Annotated in this window: 18 protein-coding genes and 4 pseudogenes; 19 read left to right on the top strand and 3 right to left on the bottom strand. The window is 30.5% G+C overall.

Going from position 1 to position 25,785, the window contains the following annotated elements; genetic code table 11:
- The 4 genes and pseudogenes from HMPREF3241_RS09750 to HMPREF3241_RS09735 form a co-directional block, all read left to right on the top strand.
- A pseudogene (locus HMPREF3241_RS09750) lies at positions 1–407 on the top strand (DNA/RNA non-specific endonuclease); the annotation flags it as partial.
- A 10-nt stretch (positions 408–417) separates the two neighbouring features.
- Entirely contained in the window at positions 418–912 is a 495-nt protein-coding gene (locus HMPREF3241_RS09745; RefSeq protein ID WP_070853637.1) for a TIGR01741 family protein, read from the top strand.
- Positions 913–933: 21 nt separating this feature from the next.
- The gene (locus tag HMPREF3241_RS09740; protein ID WP_070853636.1) at positions 934–1,464 is read left to right on the top strand and encodes a TIGR01741 family protein; all 531 of its coding nucleotides are present in this window, start codon (positions 934–936) and stop codon (positions 1,462–1,464) included.
- A 111-nt stretch (positions 1,465–1,575) separates the two neighbouring features.
- Positions 1,576–1,776: pseudogene (locus HMPREF3241_RS09735) on the top strand (DNA/RNA non-specific endonuclease); the annotation flags it as partial.
- A gap of 205 nt (positions 1,777–1,981) precedes the next feature.
- Here HMPREF3241_RS09735 and HMPREF3241_RS13275 read toward each other — a convergent pair.
- Positions 1,982–2,347 (bottom strand): annotated as a pseudogene (locus HMPREF3241_RS13275) (recombinase family protein); the annotation flags it as partial.
- 259 nt (positions 2,348–2,606) lie between these two features.
- Here HMPREF3241_RS13275 and HMPREF3241_RS09730 point away from each other — a divergent pair.
- Entirely contained in the window at positions 2,607–5,150 is a 2,544-nt protein-coding gene (locus HMPREF3241_RS09730; RefSeq protein WP_070853635.1) for an AAA family ATPase, read from the top strand.
- Between the two features lie 140 nt (positions 5,151–5,290).
- Here the strand turns inward: HMPREF3241_RS09730 and HMPREF3241_RS12845 are convergent, their stop codons facing one another.
- Complete coding sequence (locus HMPREF3241_RS12845; RefSeq protein ID WP_000889979.1) at positions 5,291–5,386, bottom strand: type I toxin-antitoxin system Fst family toxin; 96 nt, start codon at positions 5,384–5,386, stop codon at positions 5,291–5,293.
- 1,139 nt (positions 5,387–6,525) lie between these two features.
- On the opposite strand from HMPREF3241_RS12845, the gene HMPREF3241_RS09725 reads away from it, so the two are divergent.
- The 4 genes from HMPREF3241_RS09725 (at position 6,526) to HMPREF3241_RS09710 (ending at position 12,545) form a co-directional block, all read left to right on the top strand.
- Complete coding sequence (locus HMPREF3241_RS09725) at positions 6,526–7,845, top strand: poly-gamma-glutamate hydrolase family protein (protein ID WP_070853634.1); 1,320 nt, start codon at positions 6,526–6,528, stop codon at positions 7,843–7,845.
- Between the two features lie 332 nt (positions 7,846–8,177).
- Positions 8,178–8,279 carry an SE2200 family small protein gene (locus HMPREF3241_RS09720; protein WP_002437978.1) on the top strand — a complete coding sequence of 34 codons (102 nt, stop codon included), beginning with the start codon at positions 8,178–8,180 and terminating at the stop codon, positions 8,277–8,279.
- Positions 8,280–8,476: 197 nt separating this feature from the next.
- Complete coding sequence (locus tag HMPREF3241_RS09715) at positions 8,477–10,810, top strand: CDP-glycerol glycerophosphotransferase family protein (protein WP_070853633.1); 2,334 nt, start codon at positions 8,477–8,479, stop codon at positions 10,808–10,810.
- A gap of 190 nt (positions 10,811–11,000) precedes the next feature.
- Positions 11,001–12,545 carry an NAD(P)H-binding protein gene (locus tag HMPREF3241_RS09710; RefSeq protein ID WP_070853632.1) on the top strand — a complete coding sequence of 515 codons (1,545 nt, stop codon included), beginning with the start codon at positions 11,001–11,003 and terminating at the stop codon, positions 12,543–12,545.
- Between the two features lie 122 nt (positions 12,546–12,667).
- Here HMPREF3241_RS09710 and HMPREF3241_RS09705 read toward each other — a convergent pair whose 3' ends face one another.
- The gene (locus tag HMPREF3241_RS09705) at positions 12,668–14,137 is read right to left on the bottom strand and encodes an alkaline phosphatase (protein WP_070853631.1); all 1,470 of its coding nucleotides are present in this window, start codon (positions 14,135–14,137) and stop codon (positions 12,668–12,670) included.
- A 296-nt stretch (positions 14,138–14,433) separates the two neighbouring features.
- Between HMPREF3241_RS09705 and HMPREF3241_RS09700 the strand changes: the two genes are divergently transcribed.
- The 10 genes and pseudogenes from HMPREF3241_RS09700 to HMPREF3241_RS09655 all read left to right on the top strand — a co-directional run bounded on the left by HMPREF3241_RS09700 (position 14,434) and on the right by HMPREF3241_RS09655 (position 25,782).
- A complete protein-coding gene (locus HMPREF3241_RS09700) occupies positions 14,434–14,613 on the top strand; it encodes a hypothetical protein (RefSeq protein WP_070853630.1) in 180 nt (59 codons plus the stop codon).
- Between the two features lie 30 nt (positions 14,614–14,643).
- Positions 14,644–15,309 carry a response regulator transcription factor gene (locus HMPREF3241_RS09695; RefSeq protein ID WP_070853629.1) on the top strand — a complete coding sequence of 222 codons (666 nt, stop codon included), beginning with the start codon at positions 14,644–14,646 and terminating at the stop codon, positions 15,307–15,309.
- 5 nt (positions 15,310–15,314) lie between these two features.
- Complete coding sequence (locus HMPREF3241_RS09690; protein ID WP_002458293.1) at positions 15,315–16,211, top strand: sensor histidine kinase; 897 nt, start codon at positions 15,315–15,317, stop codon at positions 16,209–16,211.
- A 110-nt stretch (positions 16,212–16,321) separates the two neighbouring features.
- Positions 16,322–17,071 carry an ABC transporter ATP-binding protein gene (locus tag HMPREF3241_RS09685; protein ID WP_002458292.1) on the top strand — a complete coding sequence of 250 codons (750 nt, stop codon included), beginning with the start codon at positions 16,322–16,324 and terminating at the stop codon, positions 17,069–17,071.
- A gap of 1 nt (position 17,072) precedes the next feature.
- Positions 17,073–19,085 (top strand): FtsX-like permease family protein, encoded by a 2,013-nt coding sequence (locus HMPREF3241_RS09680; protein WP_002495980.1) that lies wholly within the window; start codon positions 17,073–17,075, stop codon positions 19,083–19,085.
- A 103-nt stretch (positions 19,086–19,188) separates the two neighbouring features.
- Entirely contained in the window at positions 19,189–19,779 is a 591-nt protein-coding gene (locus HMPREF3241_RS09675) for a DUF4064 domain-containing protein (RefSeq protein WP_020363892.1), read from the top strand.
- Between the two features lie 521 nt (positions 19,780–20,300).
- A pseudogene (locus HMPREF3241_RS09670) lies at positions 20,301–21,893 on the top strand (solute:sodium symporter family transporter).
- Positions 21,894–22,022: 129 nt separating this feature from the next.
- On the top strand, positions 22,023–23,207 hold the full coding sequence (locus HMPREF3241_RS09665; protein ID WP_058703140.1) for a hypothetical protein: 1,185 nt from the start codon (positions 22,023–22,025) through the stop codon (positions 23,205–23,207).
- Positions 23,204–24,313 (top strand): 5,10-methylene-tetrahydrofolate dehydrogenase, encoded by a 1,110-nt coding sequence (locus tag HMPREF3241_RS09660; RefSeq protein ID WP_070592532.1) that lies wholly within the window; start codon positions 23,204–23,206, stop codon positions 24,311–24,313. The genes HMPREF3241_RS09665 and HMPREF3241_RS09660 overlap by 4 nt, the downstream gene beginning before the upstream one ends.
- 143 nt (positions 24,314–24,456) lie before the next feature.
- Complete coding sequence (locus HMPREF3241_RS09655) at positions 24,457–25,782, top strand: PrsW family glutamic-type intramembrane protease (RefSeq protein WP_070853628.1); 1,326 nt, start codon at positions 24,457–24,459, stop codon at positions 25,780–25,782.
- Positions 25,783–25,785 lie beyond the last annotated feature (3 nt).

Below are 25,785 nucleotides of genomic sequence, written 5' to 3'. Positions count from 1 at the left end.
CATGGACATGTATATCGCACGGATCACAAAGGCCGAATTAAGAAGTATATGCAGATGACCTATCACTTCTAGATGGCGGACGTAATTCATATGCGCAACGAACAGTTGGAAGAGAAGATCGTTTGCCAGATGATGACGGCGGTCATTTAATTGCGCGCGCATTCGGAGGTTCTAAAGATATAGACAATCTCGTACCCCAAAGTAAATACATCAACCGCTCATTTAAAGAGAACGGAGAATGGTATAACATGGAAAAAGATTGGCAAAAAGCTATAAAAGGAGGAGGAACAATTAAAAATATTAAAATTGAAGTGCAATATGAAAGTCATAGTCAAAGACCAACAGCCTTCCAAGTCAAATATGAGATGAATAATAAGAAATATGAAAGAAATATTGAAAATATTTAGGAGTGAGAAAATGGAATTTGAAGAAAAACTAAATGAAATGTATCAAGAAATAGCGAATCATATCAATGGAATGATACCGATAGAATGGGAGCAGGTATATACAATCGCTTATATTAACGATGAAGGCGGAGAAGTATCTTTTAATTATACTATACCTGGTAAAGATGACTTACATTACTATACTGCTATTCCTGAAGATTGTAATGTTTCAGAAAAGACATTTAGTGAGTTATCTTTTACTCTTTATAAATTATTTAAAAGACTCAGAGAGCTATTTATAGAAAATAATCAAGAACCATGGTCATCATGTGAATTTGATTTTAATAATGAAGGTAAATTAAATGTGTCATTTGATTATATCGATTGGAAAAACTCAGGTTTTGGTCAAATTTCTAGGGATTATTATTATGAATATAAAAAATTCGGCATTATACCTGAATTAGATTATGCCAAAAAAGAAATCAAAGACATTGAACAATTCATTAAAGAGCAAGAAAAAGAGTAAAACGAAGGATGACTAAGAAATATGAGAGATATATTTGGAATATTTAGAAGTAAGAAAAAAGGGTTTGAAGAAAACTTAAATAAAATGTATCAAGAAATAGCGAATAAAATTAATGAAATGATTCCTGTGGAGTGGGATAAGGTATATACAAAGGCATATATAAAAGAAGAAAGCAAAGAAGTTTTTTTCTACTATACTCTACCTGGTAGTGAAGAATTACATTATTATACTGCTATTCCTAAAGAACATAATGTTTCAAAAAAAATATTTAAAGAATTATTGGACGAGCTTTACGAAAACTTTGAAAGACTCAAGAAGTTATTTATAGAAAATAATCAAGAGCCATGGACATCATGTGAATTTGATTTTAATAATGAAGGTAAATTAAACGTATCATTTGATTATATTGATTGGAAAAATTCAGAATTTGGGCCGTTAGCTAGAGAAAATTATTATGAATATAAAAAGTTTGGTATTGTACCTGAATATGAATATGAAAGAGAAGAAATTAAAGAAATAGAACAATTCATTAAAGAACAAGAAGAAAAATAAAATGAAGTTAAGAACGACTAAGCAATGTAAAAGTTGCTTAGTTTTCTTTTGATTACAACGAATAGTAAATTTTAATTTTACTACTAAATACATATAAAATATTTTAGAGAGAAAGCCAACATCGAATATACAACACCACATGGACATGTGTATCGCATGGATTACAAAGGTCGTATTAAAGAAGAATATGCGGATGACCTATCACTTCAAGATGGCGGACGTAATACATATGTGCAACGAACAGTAGTAAGAAAAGAACGATTGCCAGATGATGACAGCTATCATTTAATTACTCAAACATTCGGAGGTTCTATATACTTTAACAGTCGGTTGCTATAAAGAAGTGTATTATTGGGAAGAGGAATATAAAAAAGGGAGATTGTATTTTCTCTTTCTTGCTTTATTTTTAAAATATCATAATAGGTTATTATCATTTATTTTGGGAGGCATTGAAGAAAAGTTTATAAAACCAAAACAATATCGTAATTCTATAAACTGTTAGCCTTGTTAAATTAACTTCTTTCGCAACTTTAATACATTGTGCTTGTCTACGTTTACTTCATTTCGTTCTTGTTCTGAAACCATTGCTCATATATGAATGAGTAGATTTTTCATGAATTTATCTAATAATGAATTGCCAATCTCATCATTCATCATAGGTATGCTACTAATCATTAATTAAACTTATTTGTCTTTTAAATAATTAACTGTCTTGATCACTTCATCGTAATTAAGGCCTAAACGATCAAATGACTACTCTACTACCTCATCTTCCACTCTCACAAAACTAAGAAATTATTGAAATAACAATCTATTTTTAATAGATTCTCCAGACTGTTTTTCTGTAAATGTTTTTCGCACCAAACGTTTTCAAATTATCCAGTTGTCTTTTTAAATTTTAATCCATGGATAATACCCTCGCATAGCCAACATTTATTTTCATACCATAATTAATATACACCCAAATTATACGTTTGAGTCATTATAAATTCAACTACTATATCAGTAGGATTAGGGTTTACCTTTATCAGCCTAATTTTTGATAATATATACACAATAAAATAATAAAAATATATCCTCTACTTTTAAAGTAATAGTATAATAAAGTTGCAATCTATCTTTTTATAAAAGGAGAATGAAAAGTGATTATTGATGATATAGTAAAATGGATTGAAGAGCAACCTTACTGGCAACAAGTTATAGCTAAAAAAATACTAGACAAGAGTCACATTTATGATGAAGATATAGAGGATTTTTTTTCTATATTTATGAAATATAACAACCTTGAACATGGAAATTTTAATAGAGAAAAAATAGAATTCCGAAATATTACTAATACTACTGATGAACATAAAATAGCAAATTGGAAAGGTTTAGATAATGTTATTGGTGTAAATGCCATTAAAGATAATGCTAATTTAGTTATTGGGCCTCAGTTAACACTAATCTATGGTGAAAATGGTAGTGGTAAATCAGGGTTTACTCGTTTACTTAATAATATTTTTATTTCAAGAGGAGATACTAGATTACTTTCCAATATATTCAATGATAATCCGTCGCCTCCTTCAGCTAATATTAACTTTGAAACTAATGATGGTAATATAGATAAACTATATTATCCAAAAGATTCGAACCATCCTTATACAGACCATGTATCGGTATTTGATTCACATAGTGCTTTACATGATTTAACCCAAGAATCTGAACTATCATTTTCACCAACAGAATTTAAATTTTTTGATGAATTATTAGAAATTGTTCAAAAATTAAAAGAAAAATTTGAAGCTAAAATCAATGATAAAACCTTAGACAATACATTTATAAACCATTTTGATAAAGAAACTTCTATCAAACGATTGTTACTAAATTTAAATACAAAGAATGATTTTGATGAATTAAAAATAAAAGTAAAATTAACTGAAAAGGATATGGAAAATCATGCTAATAATAATAAGCGAATGTCAGAATTACAATCAATGCAAATATTTGATAAAAAACAAGAGTACCAAAATTTAATATCAATTCTTAAAGATGTTAAAAAAACAATAAAAAAACTCAATCAATTTTTTAGTTCTGCTTATTTAAGTGAAGTTAAAGATTTGATAGAAGAGAGAAATCATTACAAAGACGTATCTTTAACTGAAGGGATAGCTCAATTTAAAGATGAAAACATAGAAAAATTAGGCTCAAAAGAATGGAAAGATTTTATAGAGTCAGCCTATAAATATTATACAACTATAAATCATAGTGTTAATTACTGTATTTTTTGTCACCAAGATATTAGTAATATAAAACTAATAGATAAATATTGGAAATATCTAAAAAACGAGTCCGAAAAAATATTAGCCGTTAAAAACAACTCTATCAAGGACGAAGAAAGACGCTTTAAACTTATAAATACAACTATTTTAAATAAAGATTCTATATTAAGCTACTTTCTAAAAGATGATAATATAGATTTATTTAATTCTATTAATCAAGCTTCAAATAATTTTGAAAATCTCAAAGATAGGGTCCTTAAAGCTCTCAATAATTTACAATGGGATTCACAAATTAAAGGTTATAATTTTGATTATAATGAAATTGAAAAAGTTATAAACAATTTAAATAATTTAATTGAAAATCTTGATGAAGACAGTGTAAAAAAGGAAATTGAAGAACTACAAATTAAAGAGAATGAATTTAATGATAAATTAAAAGTGGAAAAATTACTTCCTAAAATAGAAGACTTTATAAATAACAAAGAGTGGGTAGATAATGCTAATAAAATAAAAATTAACACACGTTCTATTACTTCAAAACAAAACAGTTTATTTTCTAAATACGTAACAGATACATATATTGAGACATTCAATAATGAATGTCAAAAATTAAATGCTAACTTTTCAGCTGAAATTAAACAAAGGGGGAGAAAAGGTACAACCTTAAATAAATTAACTATACAAGAAAAGAAACCAATAGATATATTGAGTGAGGGAGAACAACGGGCTATTGCTTTAGCAAATTTTTTGTCTGAAACCTCAATGAACAAAAATAATGTTTGCATTGTATTTGACGACCCTGTTTCATCTCTTGATCACAAAAGAAAAGAAATAATTGCTGATCGATTAATTGATGAAGCACAACAAAAGCAAGTAGTAATTTTCACTCATGACCTACCTTTTTTACTATTAATGCAAAATAAATCTTCAGAAAAACAACTTGATTGTTGTCATAATACACTTAGAAAAATTAAAAATGAAACAGGTATTTCTACAAACTCACATCCTTGGATAAGTATGACTGTTAAAAAAAGAATTGGTTATCTAAAAAAACAACTTCAAAATATCACAACTTATTATAACAATATCTCTTCTGATGCTCCGGAAGAACAGTTAGAATATAGTCATAAGGCAAAAATGTGGTGTGAAGAATTAAGGGAAACTTGGGAAAAAAGTATAGAAGAATTATTATTAAATGGATCTATCGAAAGATTTAATCCAGCAATTCAAACGTCTAGACTAAAAAAAGCTCCATTTAATAGAGAATTATATGAAGAAGTTGAAAAAGGTATGACAGAATCTTCAAAATGGGTTCATGATAGGTCATCTGCCCTAGGTGAAGAAACACCGAACCCCGAACAATTGAAGGAATATATTGATGATTTGGAAGAATTCACAAAAAAACTAAAAAAATTAATAAAATAGTAGTTTATATATATAACTATAATTTTGCATTCCTCTATTAACCAGTGTTATAATGTGATTAACAAGAATTCTAGCGTGAATACACCAATCCCCTCACTATTGCAGTAGTGAGGGGATTTTTTAGGTGTGGCTATAGTCGCCTATTTATCGTTGCGATTACGTAGCCAATGCGTAAATAACGCAACAATACAACCACTGATGACTGTGGTCGTGATGTGAACAAGAATTTCTAGCATGAATAACACCTCCTCTCTGCGTCTAAATATGACGCCTGAGAGATAGGCGACTCTAGTATTATACCATCTGCAAATATACAAGCATATCTACTTCCGATAAGTTATTTTATGTAATGATAGTGAGGTTTATTTCTTTGATATTCAGAGACAAAAGAGATACTTTATAAGTATTCAAATCTCTGAGTCGCTATTTTTCTTAATATTAAGCACCGTTAATAAAAACTTTATTTCCCTTTGACTTTATTTATAGCTCGAGCTGACACTCGAATGAAACCCCAAATAGCCTTCATAATTTCCAAAATAGGTTCTACACCCAATATACTATGACTATAGTTTTTCATTTCTAGTTAAGAAAGGTTTTAATTAGTTTGAATTTTAAAGTATTCCTAATTATCATTTTTCATGATTTTCTTATTTGTTATGAACTCGGTTTTATGTATAGAGCTCTCAAAGAACATGCTGAACAATCATCACATTTTTTTATATTAAAATCACATTTAAAGCCATTTCTACCATTTCGATATACATATCATTAAAATCTATTCTTTTATTATTAAGATATATATTAGTTAAGATCACAATTGGATTTCGTTCCAAAAATTTCATTAACATACCGCGAAATATTATTTTGAGCAGTTCTAACATAACTTCTCATTGATAGCGTAAGTTTTTAAGTTGAGGCTTGTTATAATTTTTATACGTAAGCACTCTGTTAATTTAATTTGGTGGTATTTATTAAATTATATGAAGGTGTCTTACTTTTTTAAGTATTTAAAAGCGAAATTGCATGTTAATACGTAGTATTTATGCCGAGACTCCTAAGCAAGTAGTGCTAATTGTTGAAAGAGATTGAGATGGCACACTAGGAAAGTGAGTCATTCAATATGAAATATTGCATAAATAGAGAATGGCAGTAAGATAACTTTCAATTGAAAATATCTTATTGCTTTTTTAAGGATTTGTATCTTAAACTCTTTGTTTTTGTTTAAAAAATTTTTTAGTGAAAATATTTAGTAATATCAATATTTTAAAAATATTGATATGATAAAAAACATTCCACAACTTAATAAAAAATATTGATTTTTTGCACAAATAAGTTAGTATAATTTTTATATTAATAATTCATAAGGAGAATTGATATGAAAGTCAAAAGTATTTCACGGTTCTTTTCAATGAAGAAAGTGACGCTAAGTTTCGTTACCGTATTTATTGGAGTAGGGACAATAGGTTCATTTAATCAGTATGCTGATGCAAGTACGAAAACGCAACAAACACATGTAACTAAGACATCTCCAACTCAAAAGACGACGTCCAATTTTAAACGTTCAGTTAAAGATACGGTTGTTAAATCTAGAGCTACATCAACAAAAAGAGCTATATCACCCAAAACGTCATCAACTAAAAAAACTACAACAGTCAAAAAATCTACAACATTAAATAAAACGCGTACAACAACCAAGACTCAGCCTACCATTCGTAAGAGTTCAACAACTTCAACACGTTCAAAAACAATGCCTACTTCTGTGAAACGCACAACTTCTCATAAAGCAACTACTGTGTCGCCAACTTCTAAAGCTAAAATATCAACAAAAACACAACAATCAACTAAAAGTCATACAACTTCAGTTAAAAAAAACACTACACAACTTAGTAAAACAAAATCACCGTCAGTATCAACAAAATCTAAAACAGTTCAATCCTCTACGACAAAGGCACAACCTACTTTAACGACTCAAGTTAGTACAACTACAAAAGCAAAGCAACTTTCAACGTCACCTACTTCTAAAATCAGTAGTAGTAAAGAATTAGTGGGAGTGGCACCTGCTGAACGTAAAACAGATAAATATCAATCGATGACACAGTTAGAAAAAGAAACAACTGAAGGTGTAGACTGGAGAAAAGATACAAAAAACACTGGGAATCAAGTACTCATTGTTGCTCCACATGGTGGAAGTATTGAACAAGGTACAACAGAATTAACTAAAGCATTAGCGGATAAAGGGAATTATGATTATTATTCATTTGAAGGCATTAGACCTAAAAATAACTCTGAATTACATGTTACGTCTACTCATTATGATGATCCGACATTAAATCAAATGATTAAAAACCGTACTGCAACTGTTTCAATTCATGGCGCATCAGGTACTGAGGAGATTATCTATCTTGGCGGACCTCGTTCAGATTTGAGAAATGCTATAGAGAAGCAACTTGTTGGACGTGGATTTACTGTTAAAGTTCCACCAGAGTATCTAGGCGGTCAAAATAATAAAAACTTCATTAATAGAGAAGACAATAACACTGGCGTTCAGTTAGAATTAACGACTGCTTTAAGAAAAGTATTCTTTAAAAATGGAGATACTAGTACAAAAAATCGTACCAACAAAGAAAATTGGACACCCACAATGGAGGCATTTATTAATGCATTGTATGAAGGTATCAATCAAACGTATTCATAAAATATTTTTAATAAATGATAAACAACAATATCTTACTTAAAAAATCTTGATAAGAACGAGATGTTTTAAGATTATGTTATATTTTATAGTTCTTAATCTATGGTAAGAGTAACAATTTGATTTGAAATGGTATAAGAATAAATCGTAACTTAAGTTGTAAAATAAATCTATGTAGTTTCAAAATTAATAATGAATTTTAGAAAATAAGGGAAAAATTACGTTAATTTGAAATTCAAGTTTTTAAAAATAACTATAAAACGTGTATAATAGTAATTAACTATTGAACATTTTGTTTGTTCAAGAACCGCATCTTTGAAAGGAGTGTTATTAAGATGAAAAAATTAGCAGTTATTTTAGCATTAGCTGGTGCAGCGTTCTATGGTTTCAAAAAATACCAAAATCATGTAAACCAAGCTCCAAACATTGAATATTAAGATTCACTAATGATAATTATATGAAGACACGACTAGGTCGATTGCGACCATGTCGTGTCTTTTTTAATTTTAAAATTCAAAATTATTTTAATTATATACAAAGTAGATAAAATTCCAAATATTAAGTATAATATCTTTCGCGAGTTCTACATATTAAAGATGAAATAATTTAATGTATTTGGGAAGTGAGATATTAAATGAAGATTAACATATTTGGATATAATATCTTCGCCAAGGGCGGAACATCAAGAAGTAATATTAACTTAGTGAAAAGCTTATTAGAAATTGGACATGAGGTACACTACTTTAATTATAAGAACTATAATAAAAGTGATATCACAAAACTAATTATTTACGAAGGGTTGAGCACAAAGCATCTTCATATTTATCAATTTAATAGTGGAAAAGAACTTGCTCATGGAGACCTACTTATAATTACTAGAGAAACCTTTTTTAATCATGCATATTTAGTTAAAAAATTAAATAGCAAGATTAAGATTGTTGGTGAAATACATGGTCCATTGGAATATATTAATGAGAATATAGATTTAGCATTAGACTGTATTGATTGTGTTCGAGTGAGTACAGCTAGAATCAAAAATGAGTTTATAGCTAAATATGACTATCATCGGGTTTTTAATCAATACGTAAATGCACAACATATCGATTTAAAATCAGAGCCAATAAATACTAAACGAAATTTTTTAATTAAAGCACGTTTTGAGGACGAAGTTAAAGATATTTCATATATTATTAAATTGTTTAATTACATCATTAAAAACCAAATTGTTGACGATGCTCAACTTTATTTAATAGGATATGGTCCTTCAGAAATGCTTTACAAAAATTTGATAAATTACTATCATCTTAATGATTATATTCATATTAATGAAAAAGAACCACAGAGTTATATTTATATATCTAGTTCACCATATGAAACACTCGGCTATTCTATATTAGAAACGATTGCACAGGGGAATAAAGCTCTAGTTTACTATGGTGATGATAACGTGTTAAAGGATATCTATGCACCATATGAAGCGATACGTTTTTTAACCAAAGATATGATTAAAGATAGTAAAATAATTAAAGACTTTCTAGACTATAAATATAGTCACTGTGATCGACAAAAAGATTATCGACAGTTGGAAAGTACGTTTAAATGCATTAACTATGGACAGGAATTTTTAAATCATGTTGAAACTTTTTCTTCATCTCAACATGTAAAAGTGAAGAAAATTCATCAACATCTCGTTAGTGAAAAACAAATAGATATAGCAAGTCGTTTAAAAGAAAGTCGTTGGATGAATTTAATTAGAAAAAATAAATATTTATTTAATAAATGTAAAACGTACTATGAAAAAAGAAAGCATATGAGCTATATCAAAAATTTAAATCAAATACCTGTAGACGCAGACTCAATATTTATAGAGTCTTTCCATGGTAAGAATTTCAGTGGAGATCCTAAATATATTGCTCTCGCTATTAAGAGACAGTATGCTCATAAAAAAAGATATGTGAGTTCAACCAATTCACTTGTTGATATGGAAATCAAACGTTACGGTTTTACACCCGTTAGATTTGGAAGCGAGAAGTATATTAAAACGTTTAGAAAGTGTAAGTATGTTTTTATCAATGGTAACTCATGGGATAAAGTGTACAAGTCTTCAGATCAGATATTTATTCAAACGTGGCACGGTTTTCCATTAAAGAAAATGGTTAATGATTTAAATGAACAGCATGAAAGACAACAACAACTAGAGGCATTCATACCACGCATGAAAAAATGGGATTATATTTTGACATCATCAGATATTAATACGACGTTGTTAGAATCAGCCTTTATGCTAAATAAAAATCCAAATCTTAAAGTTCTAGAATACGGCGCACCTAAGAATGAATATTTAATAAATAATAATAATTTACAAGAGCGCCAGCAGTTACAGCTTAAATATATGTATAAGATAGATGATGATAAAAAATATATATTATATTGTCCCACTTGGAGGGGAAATCAAAGAAAAGAAGTCACTCAGATTAATTTAAAAGATTTACTTAAATATTTACCAGAGAATTACGAGATTATTGTGAAACTCCATCCTAATGAAAGTCATTTAAGAACTAGATATAATCAAATAGATAATCGAATTCACTGTTATTTCAATGAACTTGTTGATATTCAAGAACTGTATATTCTGAGTGAATGTATGATTACAGATTACTCGTCGACCATTTTTGACTATATACATTTAAACAAGCCGGTGTTTATTCTTCAAGAAGACGAGCAACAATATAAACAAAGTGTTGGTTTTTATTTTGATTTGTTTGAAGTGGGTGATTTTCTTAAAGCCTCTTTAAATGAACGCATGTTAGCTAAACAAATTTGTAGCACTGATTATATAAATTATTCAAAAGTGGTTCATCGTTTGATGAAACAAGATAGTTCGAAAAGCAGTGAAAAGTTAATAACTGAAATTCTTGGGAAACCAGAATATCCACGTTCATCAATCTGCAAACAACAGATTTCTTAAAGAAAGTTGTTATTTACTGGGAAATAATATAAGTATGGATACTTTGAGACAAGAATCATGTGAATCTTGTCTCAGTTTCATATTTTTGGGTAAACATTTAACATATAGCAATGATAACCAATACAAATTTAATAAGTATACAATCTAACTATTTTTCTAGAACATTAAAACACATTCTAAGGGGGAGTATATGTCTAAAATTTTACTAACTGGTGCATCAGGTTATATTGGTAGTCATCTCAAGAATAAATTAAAAAAAGATCATGAAGTGATAGCTATATCGAGAAATACTCATAATAAAACGGATGAAGAAAATGTCACGTGGAAGTCAGCAGACTTATTTGATTTGGACGAAATTACAAAAGTAATGAAAGATGTAGATACAGCGATTTATTTAGTACACTCTATGATGCCATCAGCAAAATTAACGCAGGCTAGCTTCGAAGATATGGATGCATTATTAGCGGATAATTTTGCGCGTGCGGCTCAAAAGCAGGGTGTTAAGCATATTGTCTACATGAGTGGTTTAATACCAGAAAATGATGAGCTATCTGCGCATTTAAGAAGTCGACTTGAATGTGAAAAAATTCTTGGTGATTACGGTATACCAGTTAGCACATTACGTGCAGGTTTAATTATTGGTGCAAAAGGAAGTTCTTATCCAATTCTTAAAAGACTAGTTGAGAGATTGCCAGCAATGGTTTTGCCTAGTTGGGCTTACAATAAAATTGCACCTGTTGCCATTGACGATGTGATAGATGGTTTAGCAGCATTGGTGAATCGAACACCCAAAGATAACGAAGCAATTGATATCACAGGTCCTGAAGTGATGAATTATAAAACGCTGATACAGCGCACAGCTAACGTACTTGATAAGCGACTACCTATGCTTGATTTACCTATTATACCCATTATCGTAAGTCGTTATTGGGTACAACTGATTTCAAATGTACCGAAAGAAATGGTATATCCATTAATGAATAGTTTGATTCACGATATGGTACCACATCGAAAACGCGTTGTGTCTAACTTGTCCGTAGGAAATATCACCTTTGAAGATAGTGTGAGAAGAGCACTAAGAGAAGAACAAAAGACTTCTAAGAAAAAGTCGGATTCGAAAAATTCTCAATCATTTGGGCGTATGCATCAAGAAATTAAAGATGTACGAGCCATTACACGGTTTAAAATTCCGGAAGGTTATTCGATTGAAGATGTGACTAAAGAATATGCAAAATTCATCAATAATATCACACTACATCTCGTTAAAGGTACGATAAATGAGCGAGAATTTAATATGAATTTGCCCTGCATTAATAAATTTATTTTAAAAATGGAACGTGATGAAGCTAACTCTACAGAAGATATGGTGGTATATAATATTGTGGGTGGCGATTTAGCACATTCAAATGATGGTGGAAATGCACGCTTTGAATTCCGAAGAATAAGAAACACCAATGATGGTATTATTGCTTTACAAGAATATGAACCTACATTACCTTGGGTAGTATATAAACTAACTCAAGCTAAAGCACACAAGACTGTTATGAATATTTTTAAAAATAAGATGGCACGTTTAGCACAGCAAAAAAATGTGAAAGATGAAAAGAATATGTCTAATCGTGTAACAATTGGAGTAACAGTAGCATCAACGTTCGTTATTGGAAGCGCAGTAGGGTTCCAACTTTTTAAAAAGCATCAAATCAAAAAGAACACAATGTCGAATGCAGAATTATAAGCGATTTATATTTAATAGTTATTACATCTTATGTATATAAAATATATTATGTACATGATAAAGGGACAGTGGTCATAACGACGACTGCCCCTTTCTTATTATATTAAATTTAAACTTTATAACTAATTTTGATTTGATGTTACATTGTTTCCGAAAAAGTCAAATATGTTTTTAGCGTTTTGGGTATTTTCCATATTCCCTTTGAATTTATGAGAACCTGGCCCATATGCATATGTGTTAACATCTACACCTGTATGGCCATTGGTTGTCCAACCTGTGTGTGAAGCATCGTTAATTGGTTTTTGAATTGCATTTTGTAATTTTGTTGTTTGTTCTACAACTTTTTCGTCTTTGTCATCTTTACCTTCTTTTTGTAGTTTGTGAAGGTCGTCTGCTGCTTTTTTGACTTTATCGAGTTGTTTGTTTGGAAAATCAATGCCGTATCCATCTTTAATTACTTTTTCAGGATCTTTTCCATCAGCGATTTGTTTTGTCATATACATTCCAGAATGTTTCATCTTGTGAATAGCCTCTGGATTCCATTTATAATCTTTACCTTTTGCGGTTGATAGACCACCAGTTGAGTGGTCTGCAGTTGCTACAACAAGTGTATCTTTATGTGTCTTTGCATAATTAATAGCATTATCAAAAGCTGTTTCGAAACCAGACATTTCAGACATCACACCAGTGATATCATTAGGGTGGGCAGCTTTATCAATTGAGGCACCCTCAACCATTAAAAAGAATCCCTTATTATTTTTACTTAATTTATTTAGTGCACTATTTTGCATGTCTACTAGCAACGGATTAGATTGTGGTGCATCTATTTGTAATGGCATATCTTTTTCTGAGAAAGTACCTAAGACTTGCTTGCTTTGTGATTGATTTAATTCATCTTTATTAGAAACGATATCATAACCGTCTTTTTTGAATTTTTTCGCTAAATTTTTATTTTCTTTACCGAAGTATTTTGCTCCGCCACCTAACATCACATCGACTTTATGTTTGCCATTTATTTTATCATTATAAAATTGCTGTGCAATTTCATCTTTTTTATCGCGTGAATCTATATGAGCAGCATATACAGCAGGTGTTGCATCAGTAAGTTCAGCAGTAGTTACTAAACCAGTTGATTTTCCTTGTTCTTTAGCTTGTTCTAGCACAGATTTAATTGGTTTTTTATTTGTATCAACACTAATTGCACCGTTATATGTTTTGTGACCGGTACTAAAAGCTGTTCCTCCAGCAGCAGAGTCTGTAACATTTTCTTTAGGATCATTAGAATAAGTACGATTTGTTCCTTTTAGATATTTATCAAAAGCGGTTGGAGTCATTTTCTTAGCACCAGGCTTATTTTTATAATAGCGATATGCAGTGTTAAAAGAAGGTCCCATACCATCGCCAACCATGAAGATGACATTTTTTGGATTTTTTGTGTTGCCGAAAGCAATGGCTTCGTTTTGTGTTTGCTTAGTTTGAGCACCTTGTTCTGAGCTGCCTGAAGCATAGGATACGTTCACTGTACTTAAAACGGATGCTGCTACGATTGATGAAGCAAGCGTCGTCTTGCCCATTTTATTCATAAATTTCATAAATAAATTGCCTCCCAATATGTATGATAATTTAAGTATAGAAGACGAATTTTGACTGAGAGTTAGTTTTTAGTAAATATAATGTAAAGTAATATTATTTTTACATATTATAAAATTTTATCACTTAAATAAAATGTATGGCTCTATATTCGATGCCCCTTTATATCTCTCAAAGTGATAATATTGTTAAAATAATAGCATCATGTCAATGTATTTCTTATTAATAAACATGTAAAATAATCTATAATAGGTATCATAATTATTGGGAGTTAGAGACCCTAGGAGAAGGTGAGACAATGATATTTGTAATGTTATCTCCAATATTAATTATTTTGTTTATTGTACTAAGCGTATTAGAAGAAAAACGTAGAAAGAAAAATTCAAAAGAACAAAATTCGAATCATGTAGAACAACAACAACATGATTATGTCGACAAAGAACAACAGCAAAATATAAATTCAGATGATGATAAATAAGAGTGAAAAGATAGTGAAAGGTGAACATATATGAAGATTTTCATTGTAGAAGACGATTTAGTGATTGCTGAAAGTTTAGCTAATGAGCTATCTAAATGGAATTATGAGGTTCATGTGGTTGATAATTTTGAAAAGATAATGGAAGATTTTCGCAGAGTAGAACCACAACTCGTATTATTAGATATCAATCTACCAACACTTAATGGCTTCCATTGGTGCCAAGAAATACGAAAAGTATCTCATGTGCCTATTATGTTTATTAGTTCAAGAACAGATAATATGGATCAAATTCTGGCTATTCAAATGGGTGGCGATGATTTTATCGAGAAACCATTTAACTTGTCTTTAACAGTAGCTAAAATTCAGGCACTATTGCGTCGCACTTATGATTTATCAATAGCTCGTGATGAAATAGCTGTTAAAGGTTGTAAACTAATTGTTGATGAGGCGAAGCTTAGCAAGGATAATGAACATGTTCAACTTTCCTTAACAGAGTTACAGATATTAAAATTGTTATTTCAAAATGAAAATAAGTATGTAAGTCGTACAGCTTTAATTGAGAAATGTTGGGAGTCTGAGAATTTTATTGATGACAATACGCTAGCAGTAAATATGACGAGATTACGAAAAAAATTACTTTCTATCGGTGTCGATAATTTAATTGAGACAAAGAAAAATGTAGGATACAAGGTTTGAGACATATGAAGTTTGCATATATTCAATCGATTCGTAATGAGATTTCAATTATTTTAATAATTCTATTATTTTTTGCACTTATATTTTATGTATTTTCTTTACCATTTGATGCATACGTACTAGCAATCAGTATCATATTACTATTGATGTGTGTACGTTGGTGGATAAAGTATTTAAGTTTTAAAAAGAACGAACATCTTAAAGATAAAGTGGCATATTTAGAATATGAGTTAGCACATGTTAAGAATCAGCAAATTGAATATCGTAATGATGTTGAAAGTTATTTTTTAACATGGGTACATCAAATTAAAACACCTATCACTGCCTCACAATTACTTTTGGAGAGAAACGAGGAGAATGTAGTTAATCGTGTTAGACAAGAAATTGTGCACATTGATAATTATACAAGCCTCGCATTAAGTTATTTAAAATTATTAAATGAAGAGTCAGATATGACAATTACCAAAGTGACAGTTGATGATTTGATTCGGCCGTTGATTTTAAAATATAGAATTCAGTTTATTGAACAAAAGACGCAAATCCATTATGAAAAAAGTGAGGACATCATTTTAACCGATACACAATGGGCTTCTATAATGATAGAGCAACTTTTAAATAATGCTTTAAAATATGCTAAAGGTAAAGATATATGGATAGATTTTGATGTTGCCAATCAAACTCTACAGATTAAAGATAATGGTATTGGGATTAGTAAAGCAGATATTCCTAAAATTTTTGATAAAGGATACTCAGGATTTAACGGTAGATTGAATGAACAATCAACAGGTATAGGTTTATTTATAGTGCAACACATTGCAAATCATTTAAATATACAAGTAACTGTACAATCAGAGTTGAATCAGGGGACAGTATTTTTTATACATTTTACTAAAGAAAAATAATAAACTTTCAAAATTGTAAGTTTGCCAATGATATTTGTAAGATATTATGAATGTTATTGGCATTCTTTTTATTTTATGATGTAGTAGAAAGGGAGAAAGGAGTTTGCATAGTGTTATTAGAGGTTAAAAATGTAAAAAAAGTCTATGGCAGAGGTATGAACACGACAACGGCTTTAAATCAAATGAACCTTGAAATTGATGAAAATGAATTTGTAGCAATCATGGGCGAGTCAGGTTCAGGTAAATCTACATTACTCAATTTAATTGCTACTTTTGATCGTACAACTGAAGGATTAATAAAGTTAGACGGGTTGCCGCTTAATCAATTGAAGCATAAAGACATTGCACGCTTTCGCAGAGAAATGATGGGATTTGTGTTTCAAGATTTTAATGTGTTGAATACGATGTCGAACAAAGATAATATTTTGATGCCTCTTGTACTTGCAAATGAACGTCCGAAAATAATGCAAAAACGCTTAACGGAAATAAGTGAACAATTAGGAATTGAAGACTTGCTTGAAAAATATCCGTCTGAAATATCTGGGGGACAAAGACAACGGATAGCTATAGCCCGTGCGTTGATAGCACGACCTAAATTATTATTAGCTGATGAACCCACTGGTGCACTTGATTCAAAAACCTCTAAAAACCTTATGTGTTTATTTCGAAAAATTAATCAAAAGCATCAAACTATATTAATGGTGACACATTCAAATATTGACGCGTCATATGCGAACCGTGTCATTTTTATCAAAGATGGTCGTTTATATCATGAGATTTATCGTGGTGAAGAATCGCAAACAGATTATCAAAAGCGTATTGCCGATAATTTGGCCATATTGAATGGAGTAGGTGACTAATATGACTTTCAAGATTTTGTGGAAAATGATTAAACAAAATTTTGTTAATCAACGTCATATCATTGTTCCGTTTATTAGCGTAATAAGTATTTTATTCGGTATTGAATACATATTGTTATCGTTAACCACTAACATGTATTTTAATGAGCATCATCCTGAATTAAAAATATCTGCGATGATTGGAATAGTGTTTATGACGATGTTATTATTCATATTTTTAATTTATGCAAATCACTTTGTTATGAATCGTAGGAAAAAGGAATTTGCCTTAAATATGGTTCTTGGCATGGAGAAAAAACATCTAAGACTCATCATCTTGATTGAACTTCTCATTCAATTTATTATATCTGCAATATTGAGCATTGTTGGAGGTTACTTATTTGGTGAGCTCTTTTTTATGTTATTTAATAAACTAGTTAATACGCATCAACCTCAGTTGTCAGATTATCCATTTGATGTTTTGTCAATGAAAATCACATTAACCATGCTATTCAGTTTGATGATCATATTGTTTGTTATTAACAATTTTAAAATATCATTTAAAAACTCCTTACAGTTACTGCTTAAAAATAAAAGTAAGACACATGAAAAGTCCCGTGTACTGTTAATAATATTTTTAATTTTAGGATTAATTTTTATAGGAATGGGCTATTATTTAGCTATAAAACCTAACACGGCTATCGGTTCCTTGGGGATTATATTTTTTGCGATTTTGTCAACGCTTATCGGTACCTATTTGCTTTTTGTTAGCTTAGGGTCAATAGTTTTAGAAATGTTACAAAAATTAGATCATTATTATTATAAACCCAATCATTTTTTCTTTATTGCAGGACTTAAATCACGCGTAAAATCTAGTGCGATTGGTTTAGCTACGATTTCATTTATGTGTACATTTCTGATTGTTACGTTAAGTATGACAGTCTCAACTTATAGAAATATGGATCACAGGTTTGAATTTGCATTTAAAAATGATTACGCAGGTTATTATATTGGTGATTTTCATAAAAATAGCAAAATTCAACGTAAGATAGAAAATTTAAAAAAAGATATTCGCCAAGAAGTTCCAACTGGTCAATTTAAAATTTATGCACGAGGTATGGTGGGAGCTGAATTGCAGGGAGGCTTAAAACATAAAAAGCTAAAAAGACAAACTGTATCGAGTGGTTTATTTAATTTTGGAAATAAGCGAAAATTCAACTCCTTTATTTCTATATATAATAAAAGTGATTACAATAAAAACAATAAAAAAATAAAATTAAATGATGATGAAATTGCAATTAGTACAAGTGTGTCATTATTTAAAAAAATGAAAACGCTCAATATATTCGGGAAAACATACAGAGTTAAATATATTGAGTCTACAAATATGGATAACTTACTCTATGCAGATGGTATAACTTTAATTGTGAATCAACAACAACTGATGGATCGTATTGTTAATGAATATCGTAATCATAATGATGAAAATTTAATCATCACTCCTAATCAAGTACAAACTGCCGTTGAATTTAATGTATTAAAAGAAAAGGATAAGTTGAATCATCGCATTAAGAAAATAGGGGTTCAACATGATATTGAATTTCAAGTGAAAAAACAAAATCTATTGATGTGGAAACAAGTCAACTCAAGTTTAGTTTTTGTTGGAAGTGTTGTATCTCTAGTTTTATTGATAGGTATATTTCTTATGATGTATTATAAACAAGTTTCAGAAGGGCATGAAGATAGAGATGCATATATAACGATGAAACAACTTGGATTAGATGAAAATTTAATCAAAAAAACAATTAATAAACAAGTAATATGGGTATTTCTCATTCCTGTAATTGTTGCAATTATACATACGTTAGCTGCTTTTCGCATCATATACTCTGTATTAGGAATCGTTGGTCAGTATGACTTGGGACTGTATGCTACAAGTTACGTCGGTGTGATAGTTGTATTTATTATTTTTTATTCAATGATGTACTGGATTACTTCTAGAATTTATTATACGATGATAAACGGTAAGCATTAATATTTATATATTTTAAGAAATATAAATTACAATATATCTAATTTAATGCATATATTTTTAAAAAATAGGGAATTAAATGAATAGGTGAAAAGGAGGAACAAGAATGATACAACGTAAAGGTGAATTAATACTTTCATGGATTGGCAATGGATTACATCTGTTGTATGTGTTTTTAATAGGCATATTTTTCATAATGACACAAACAAGTGATTTTAAAAATGGGATGATTCAAGGATTTATAGAAGAAAATCCGGGGGAATATGATTTAGCATACCAAACTTATAATTTGATGTTAGGTTTAGGTGTTGTTTTAATTATTGTACTTCTCATTTTATTAATTGTATCAATAGTTGCAGCTATTTTAATTGGCAAAAATGCAAAAGTATCAGGAATATTACTCGTTATTACAGGAATCATTGGTCTCTTTTTAAGTTTTATGGCTGGTGTCTTATGGTTAATAGCAGGTATCATGCTTTTAGTACGTAAACCACAAACACAAAATGACCAAATCAATTCTCAATATAGTAATGACATACATTCACATGTTGTTCCAGAAGAAAAGAAACGTGAACAACAACAATATAATATGAACGAACCACATATTGGTCAACCATCAACATCTCATCATGATCACGCATTGAATGATCAAAATAAACGAGAAAACCATAATCATGATAATCAACCATACAAATAGTACAAACGTATTAAAGGTTGGATACTTATATCATATGTTTTAATGTTTGAAACTTTTATTATAAATAAATGAATTGAAAAATGCTTGTTGCTGACTGTCTCGTATCATAGTCAGTTGCAAGGGAGCGAGACGACGAATCTGAAAAGAATCGGTCTCGCTTTTTTAGTATAAAAATTTAATTATTATTTTAAAATGATGAAGTGATTTCTATAGTTAAATTTAGTGCAAGGATACTTTAAAAAATATATTGGAAAAATGCCGCTATTAAAAAATGTTCTAAAGTGTACAATTCATTTTAAAAACAAAAAAGAAGTTTTAAAATTTATATTTCTGTCTATATATGAGTTGTGCACGAAATGACAAACCCAATTCACATATGAAACATTTATCACTTTACAATAATATGTTGTTAAGTTGATGTAGATACATTCATTGTTTTACGTATAAGTCACTATCGTTGTTTTTTAGGATTTATTTTAATTATATCCAATCGACAAAAGTGGAAAGGAGTAACATATTAAATGAATTGGATATCGATTATTTTATTTATTATGGTCGTAGGTGGCATTTCTTTTTATGCCTATTTGCAATCAAGAAAAATTAAAACGAATAGTTCAGATGGTTATTTTATGGGAGGAAATAGCCTTACTGGATTTACAGTTGCTTCAACAATTATCATGACCAATTTGTCGACAGAACAAATTGTTGGGCAAAATGGTTAAAGCTATGCACAAGGAATGGAAGTAATGGCTTGGGAAGTTACGGATGCCGTAGCAGTTGTATTGTTGGCATGGGTCTTTCTTCCTAAATATTTAAAATAGGGTGTTAATACAATTTCTGAGTTTTTGGAATTACGTTATGATACATTTACTAAACGTTTTGTCTCCATTTTATTTATCTTCACCTATGTCGTATCTTTCTTGCCTGTAGTATTGTACTCTGGTTCACTAGTGTTTAATAAAATGTTTAAAGTTGATGAATATTTAGGTGTAAGTAGTTCAACAGCTGTCATCATTATTTCATCTATTATTGGTATAATTGGTATTATTTACTTATTTGTAGGTGGTTTATCGTTAAGTGCTTTTAGTGATTCAATTTATGGCATGGCTTTAATCATAGGTGGACTTGCGATTACAATATTAGGTCTAGGTCAATTAGGAGATGGCAACTTCCTACATGGCTTCGACAAAATCGTGCAAGACACACCTGAGAAATTGAATGGTTTTGGTAAGGTGGACTCGGATGTTGTGCCTTGGCCAACCCTATTCTTTGGTATGTTCTTTAACAATTTATTCTTCCGGTGCGCAAACCAGATGATAGTTCAAAAAGCACTCGCAGCTAAAAATTTAAAAGAATCTCAAAAAGGTGCAATATATTTAAGCTTATTTAAAGTGTTCGGACCATTATTTACAGTCTTACCAGGTGTAGTAGCATTTAACTATTTTAATGGTAGTCTTGATAAATCAGATAACGCTTACCCTGCACTTGTAACTTCAGTATTACCAGAATGGGCATTCGGCTTATTTGGTGCGGTTATTTTTGGTGCAATATTAAGCTCATTTGTTGGCTCATTGAATAGTACAACTACACTATTAACACTCGATTTCTATAAACCTATTTTTGGAAAAAATAAATCAGATAAACATATTGCTCGAGTAGGCCATATTGCTACTGTAGTCATTGGAGTTATTGTTGTAGCACTTGCACCAGTCATCTCATTATTCCCTAGTGGTCTTTATGCATTAGTTCAACAGTTTAATGGTGTGTATAGTATGCCTGTGCTAGCTTTGATTTTAGTCGCTTTCTTTTCTAAACGCACATCTAAATTGGGCGCTAAAGTGACACTCTTCACACATATAATTTTATATGCCATCATCAGCTTTGTATTTACAGAAATTAATTATCTATACACATTTAGTGTATTATTCTTTGTAGATTTAATTATAATTTTGATCTTTAACAAAGTTAAACCATCTAGTGAGTTTGATTTAAACACGCATCAACCGAAAGTAGATATGACGCCTTGGAAATATCGTTACGTTGCAGGTATTATTGTTCTTGCATTAGTAGTAGTAAGTTATATTATCTTCTCACCACTCGTGTTAGCAAAATAAATGTTACAATTAAAACTTAATGAGTAACAAAACAAAAGTGTACGTTAAGAACGTTTATCAGCGTGATCACGTGCACTTTTTAACTATGAATAGAGTTGATTTAAAAATTAGAAAGGAGGGACAACGACGATGCAAACAGTCGGAATTATACCTTCACCAGGTATAGCGCATCAACATGCAAAAAATATAATTCCAAATGTTAAACAGTTATTGTCAAAGCGGACTAAACATAATCGATGGAATTTCGAAATCAAAGTCGATCTCATGATAGGATCTGCAGAGGATGTACATGAAAGTGTTGAAAAAGCAGCACAAATTAAAGAGGCACATCAGTGGGATTACGTTGTTTGCCTGACAGATTTGCCAAGTATTTCAGATAATAAAGTGGTAGTCAGCGACTTTAATAGTGACAAACATGTTGCAATGCTATCATTACCGTCACTAGGTTTTATTGATTTAAAGCGCAAGCTAGTTAAAACGATGACTTCATTGATTGAACAATTATATTATAATCAACCGAAAAACAAAAATGCGCCACATCCTTTTGTACGCGTGAAGGCTGTAGAACCAGACGAAGACGCAACATCAAAGCAACGATATATTAATATTTTATTTATCATAAGTTGGATTCAGTTAATTGGCGGACTGACACGAGCAAATCAGCCTTGGAAAAACATCTTTAATTTTAAGAAAATCATTTCAGTTGCCTTTGCAACAGGAACTTATGTCTCCATATTTTCAATGCCATGGGAATTAAGCGTGATTTATTCACCGCTTCGACTTATCATATTGATGGTGATTGCTATACTTGGGATGGCCGGATGGCTATTCTATGCGCATCAATTGATTGAAAAGAAAACTGCTAAATCTCAGCGTGTATATCGATATATTTATAATTCAACCACACTTGTTACACTTAGTTTGATTACACTTATAAATTATGTCATTTTATATTTATTGTTAATCATCAGTATTACACTCTTTGTCCCTGTGGAATTATTTAATAGTTGGACGAGTGCCCAAGCACAATTTACATTCTCAAATTATATGAGATTGATTTGGTTTGTATCATCATTAGGGCTTTTAGCTGGAGCTATGGGATCAACTGTTGAAAATGAAGAGAAAATACGTCGTATTACTTATTCTTATAGACAATATCATCGTTATAAAGAAGCTGAACAAGAACAAAAAGAACAAGAAACTTCTCGTGATGTATCACAACAAAATGTCGAACAACAAACTTCAAGTAAAGATGGAAATAATGAACAATATGAAGGTAAAAAACAAGGACATAGAGAGGAGGATGACGCATGACAAATCAAAAAACTGTGGGTCTAGTCGTCGCTCCAGGTGTTACTGAACATCTTGCAGAAAATCTTATACAAGAAATGCCTAAAATGTTATCTACGCATTATGATTATCAGCAAGAATGGATTTTTGATTTAGTTACTGATCCGCTTACTGGTTTTGCTGAATCTGTAGATGAAATTTTTGAGAAAGTAGCCGATTATCACGATAAGAGACAATGGGATTATGTGATAGCAATTACAGATTTGCCGATGTTTGCTGACAAGCAAGTGATGGCATTAGATATTAATATGGAAAATGGTGCAGCTATTTTCTCATATCCTGCATTTGGCTGGCGTCCAGTTAAAAAACGTTTCAAGCATGCGATTTATAATATTATTCAAGAATTAAATGAAGCTGAACAAGAAAGTCGTAATTATGATAATAATAAGCAAATAGAAAATTCAGTGAAAAAGCAATTTCCGCTCTCTAAAATAGACAAGGAAACAATATATATGAAAGAAACAGACTCTTATCACTTAAGATATTTATCTAGTTCACGTTCTAGAGGCATGTTTCGTCTTGTTAGTGGAATGACCTTTGCGAATAATCCATTAAATATGATGGCAAGTTTAAGTAATATAGTAGCTATTGCATTTACTACAGGTGCATTTGGACTTGTATTTACAACGATGTGGCAAATGGCTTATAACTTTTCAATGTGGCGCTTATTTGGAATTTCAATTATTGCGATTATTGGAATGTTAATATGGATAATGATGTCACATGATTTATGGGAACCAGTTAATAAAAGCAATCATAAGCGTATTACTTGGTTATACAATCTTACAACAATAATGACATTGATTTTTGCCATTATCATTTATTATATTATTCTATATTTACTCTTCTTAATTGCTGAAATCGTATTATTGCCATCAGGATTTTTAGGTCAGCAAGTTGGATTAAAAGGTCCTGCAGGCATTGATTTGTATTTAAGTATTCCATGGTTTGCAGCTTCAATTTCGACAGTTGCAGGTGCAATTGGAGCTGGTTTACTTAATGATGAACTCATTAAAGAGAGCACATATGGATATCGTCAACGTATAAGATACGAAGAGCAACGTCGATAAAAGCAGTCGCTTTTATCGACGTTTTATTTTGCAATACGAAAATTAACAGTTTATCTGTCATAGAATATAGCGATTTTATGAGAATTAATTTAAAATATTGATAACAACTTTTTTATAGAGATAACTTGAAAGTAGGGATTGAATTGATTTGTTCTAATTGTGGGGCACATTTAGAGAAGGATGATAAATTTTGTGTTAATTGTGGACAGAGTGTGTTAGATAATCCAAAGACAAAAACTGAACATTTTTTTAATAGTCATGAAAGACAATGTCTAAAGTGTCACAAAGTAGTAAATGTCGATGATAAGTTTTGTATTAATTGTGGTCATTTTCTTCAGCAAACATTATCAAATGCAAATGACAACATAGGATCACATACATATTCAAACACAAAACCTGAAATTGAAAATGAAACTGCAGATCGCATTCGATTAACAGAAGAAGCCAAGCATCTATTTAATAACACAACGAAATCAATAGGTAGGCTAGCAGGGAATGATGAAAGTTTAAAATTGAATTTGCGTGATATGTTTTCTGAGGTGTTTAAATCTCACACCAAAGATGAAGCGGATAATGTATTTATTGCTGGAACAAAGCGTACGACGCCACATATTAATGAAGTTTCCGAGGAGTGGGGGAGACCTTGGGTATTCTCGCGTGTATTTTTAGCTTTAGGTATCACTTTCTTAGCGTTATGGGTATTAACAAATGTATTTGGTAATGCCAATGCCATACCAGGAATGATATTTATTGGCGCACTATTAGTTCCTATTTCAGGATTAATCTTCTTCTTCGAATCTAATGCATTTAAAAACATTAGTATCTTTGATGTAATGAGGATGTTTTTTATTGGGGGTGTATTGTCACTCATTAGTACAATGATTTTATATCAATTTGTTACATTTAGTACTGAATCGCAATATTATGGAATTATGACTATAACAGATGCATTCATAGTAGGATTTGTTGAAGAGGTTGGAAAAGCAACTGTTGTTATTTTGTTTATCAATTATTTAAAAACAAATAAAATACTCAATGGATTACTTATCGGTGCTGCTGTTGGTGCAGGGTTCGCGGTGTTTGAATCAGCCGGTTATATCTTTAGGTTTGGATTTAATTTAGTTGATGGAGTTAATAATATTACTGAAATTACTATACAAAGAGGTTGGACAGCTTTAGGCGGTCACCTCGTTTGGGCAGCTATTGTTGGTGCTGCGGCAGTAATAGTGAAAGAAACAAACCATTTCGAATGGGCGAATATCATCGATAAACGTTTTATATTTTTCTTTTTTGTGGCAGTGACATTGCACGGAATATGGGATACGGAAATAACACTTTTAAGTAGTGGTTATTTAAAATATATTCTATTAATTATAATTGCATGGCTATTTATATTTATACTTATGAAAGCAGGGCTAACTCAGGTGAATCAGTTGCGTGAGGAATACAATCGTTTAGAGGAAAGGTGATAT

The sequence above is a fragment of the Staphylococcus sp. HMSC34G04 genome (assembly GCF_001838765.1).
GTDB classification, from domain to species: domain Bacteria; phylum Bacillota; class Bacilli; order Staphylococcales; family Staphylococcaceae; genus Staphylococcus; species Staphylococcus epidermidis.
This window is presented reverse-complemented; position numbering and strand designations above follow the sequence as displayed.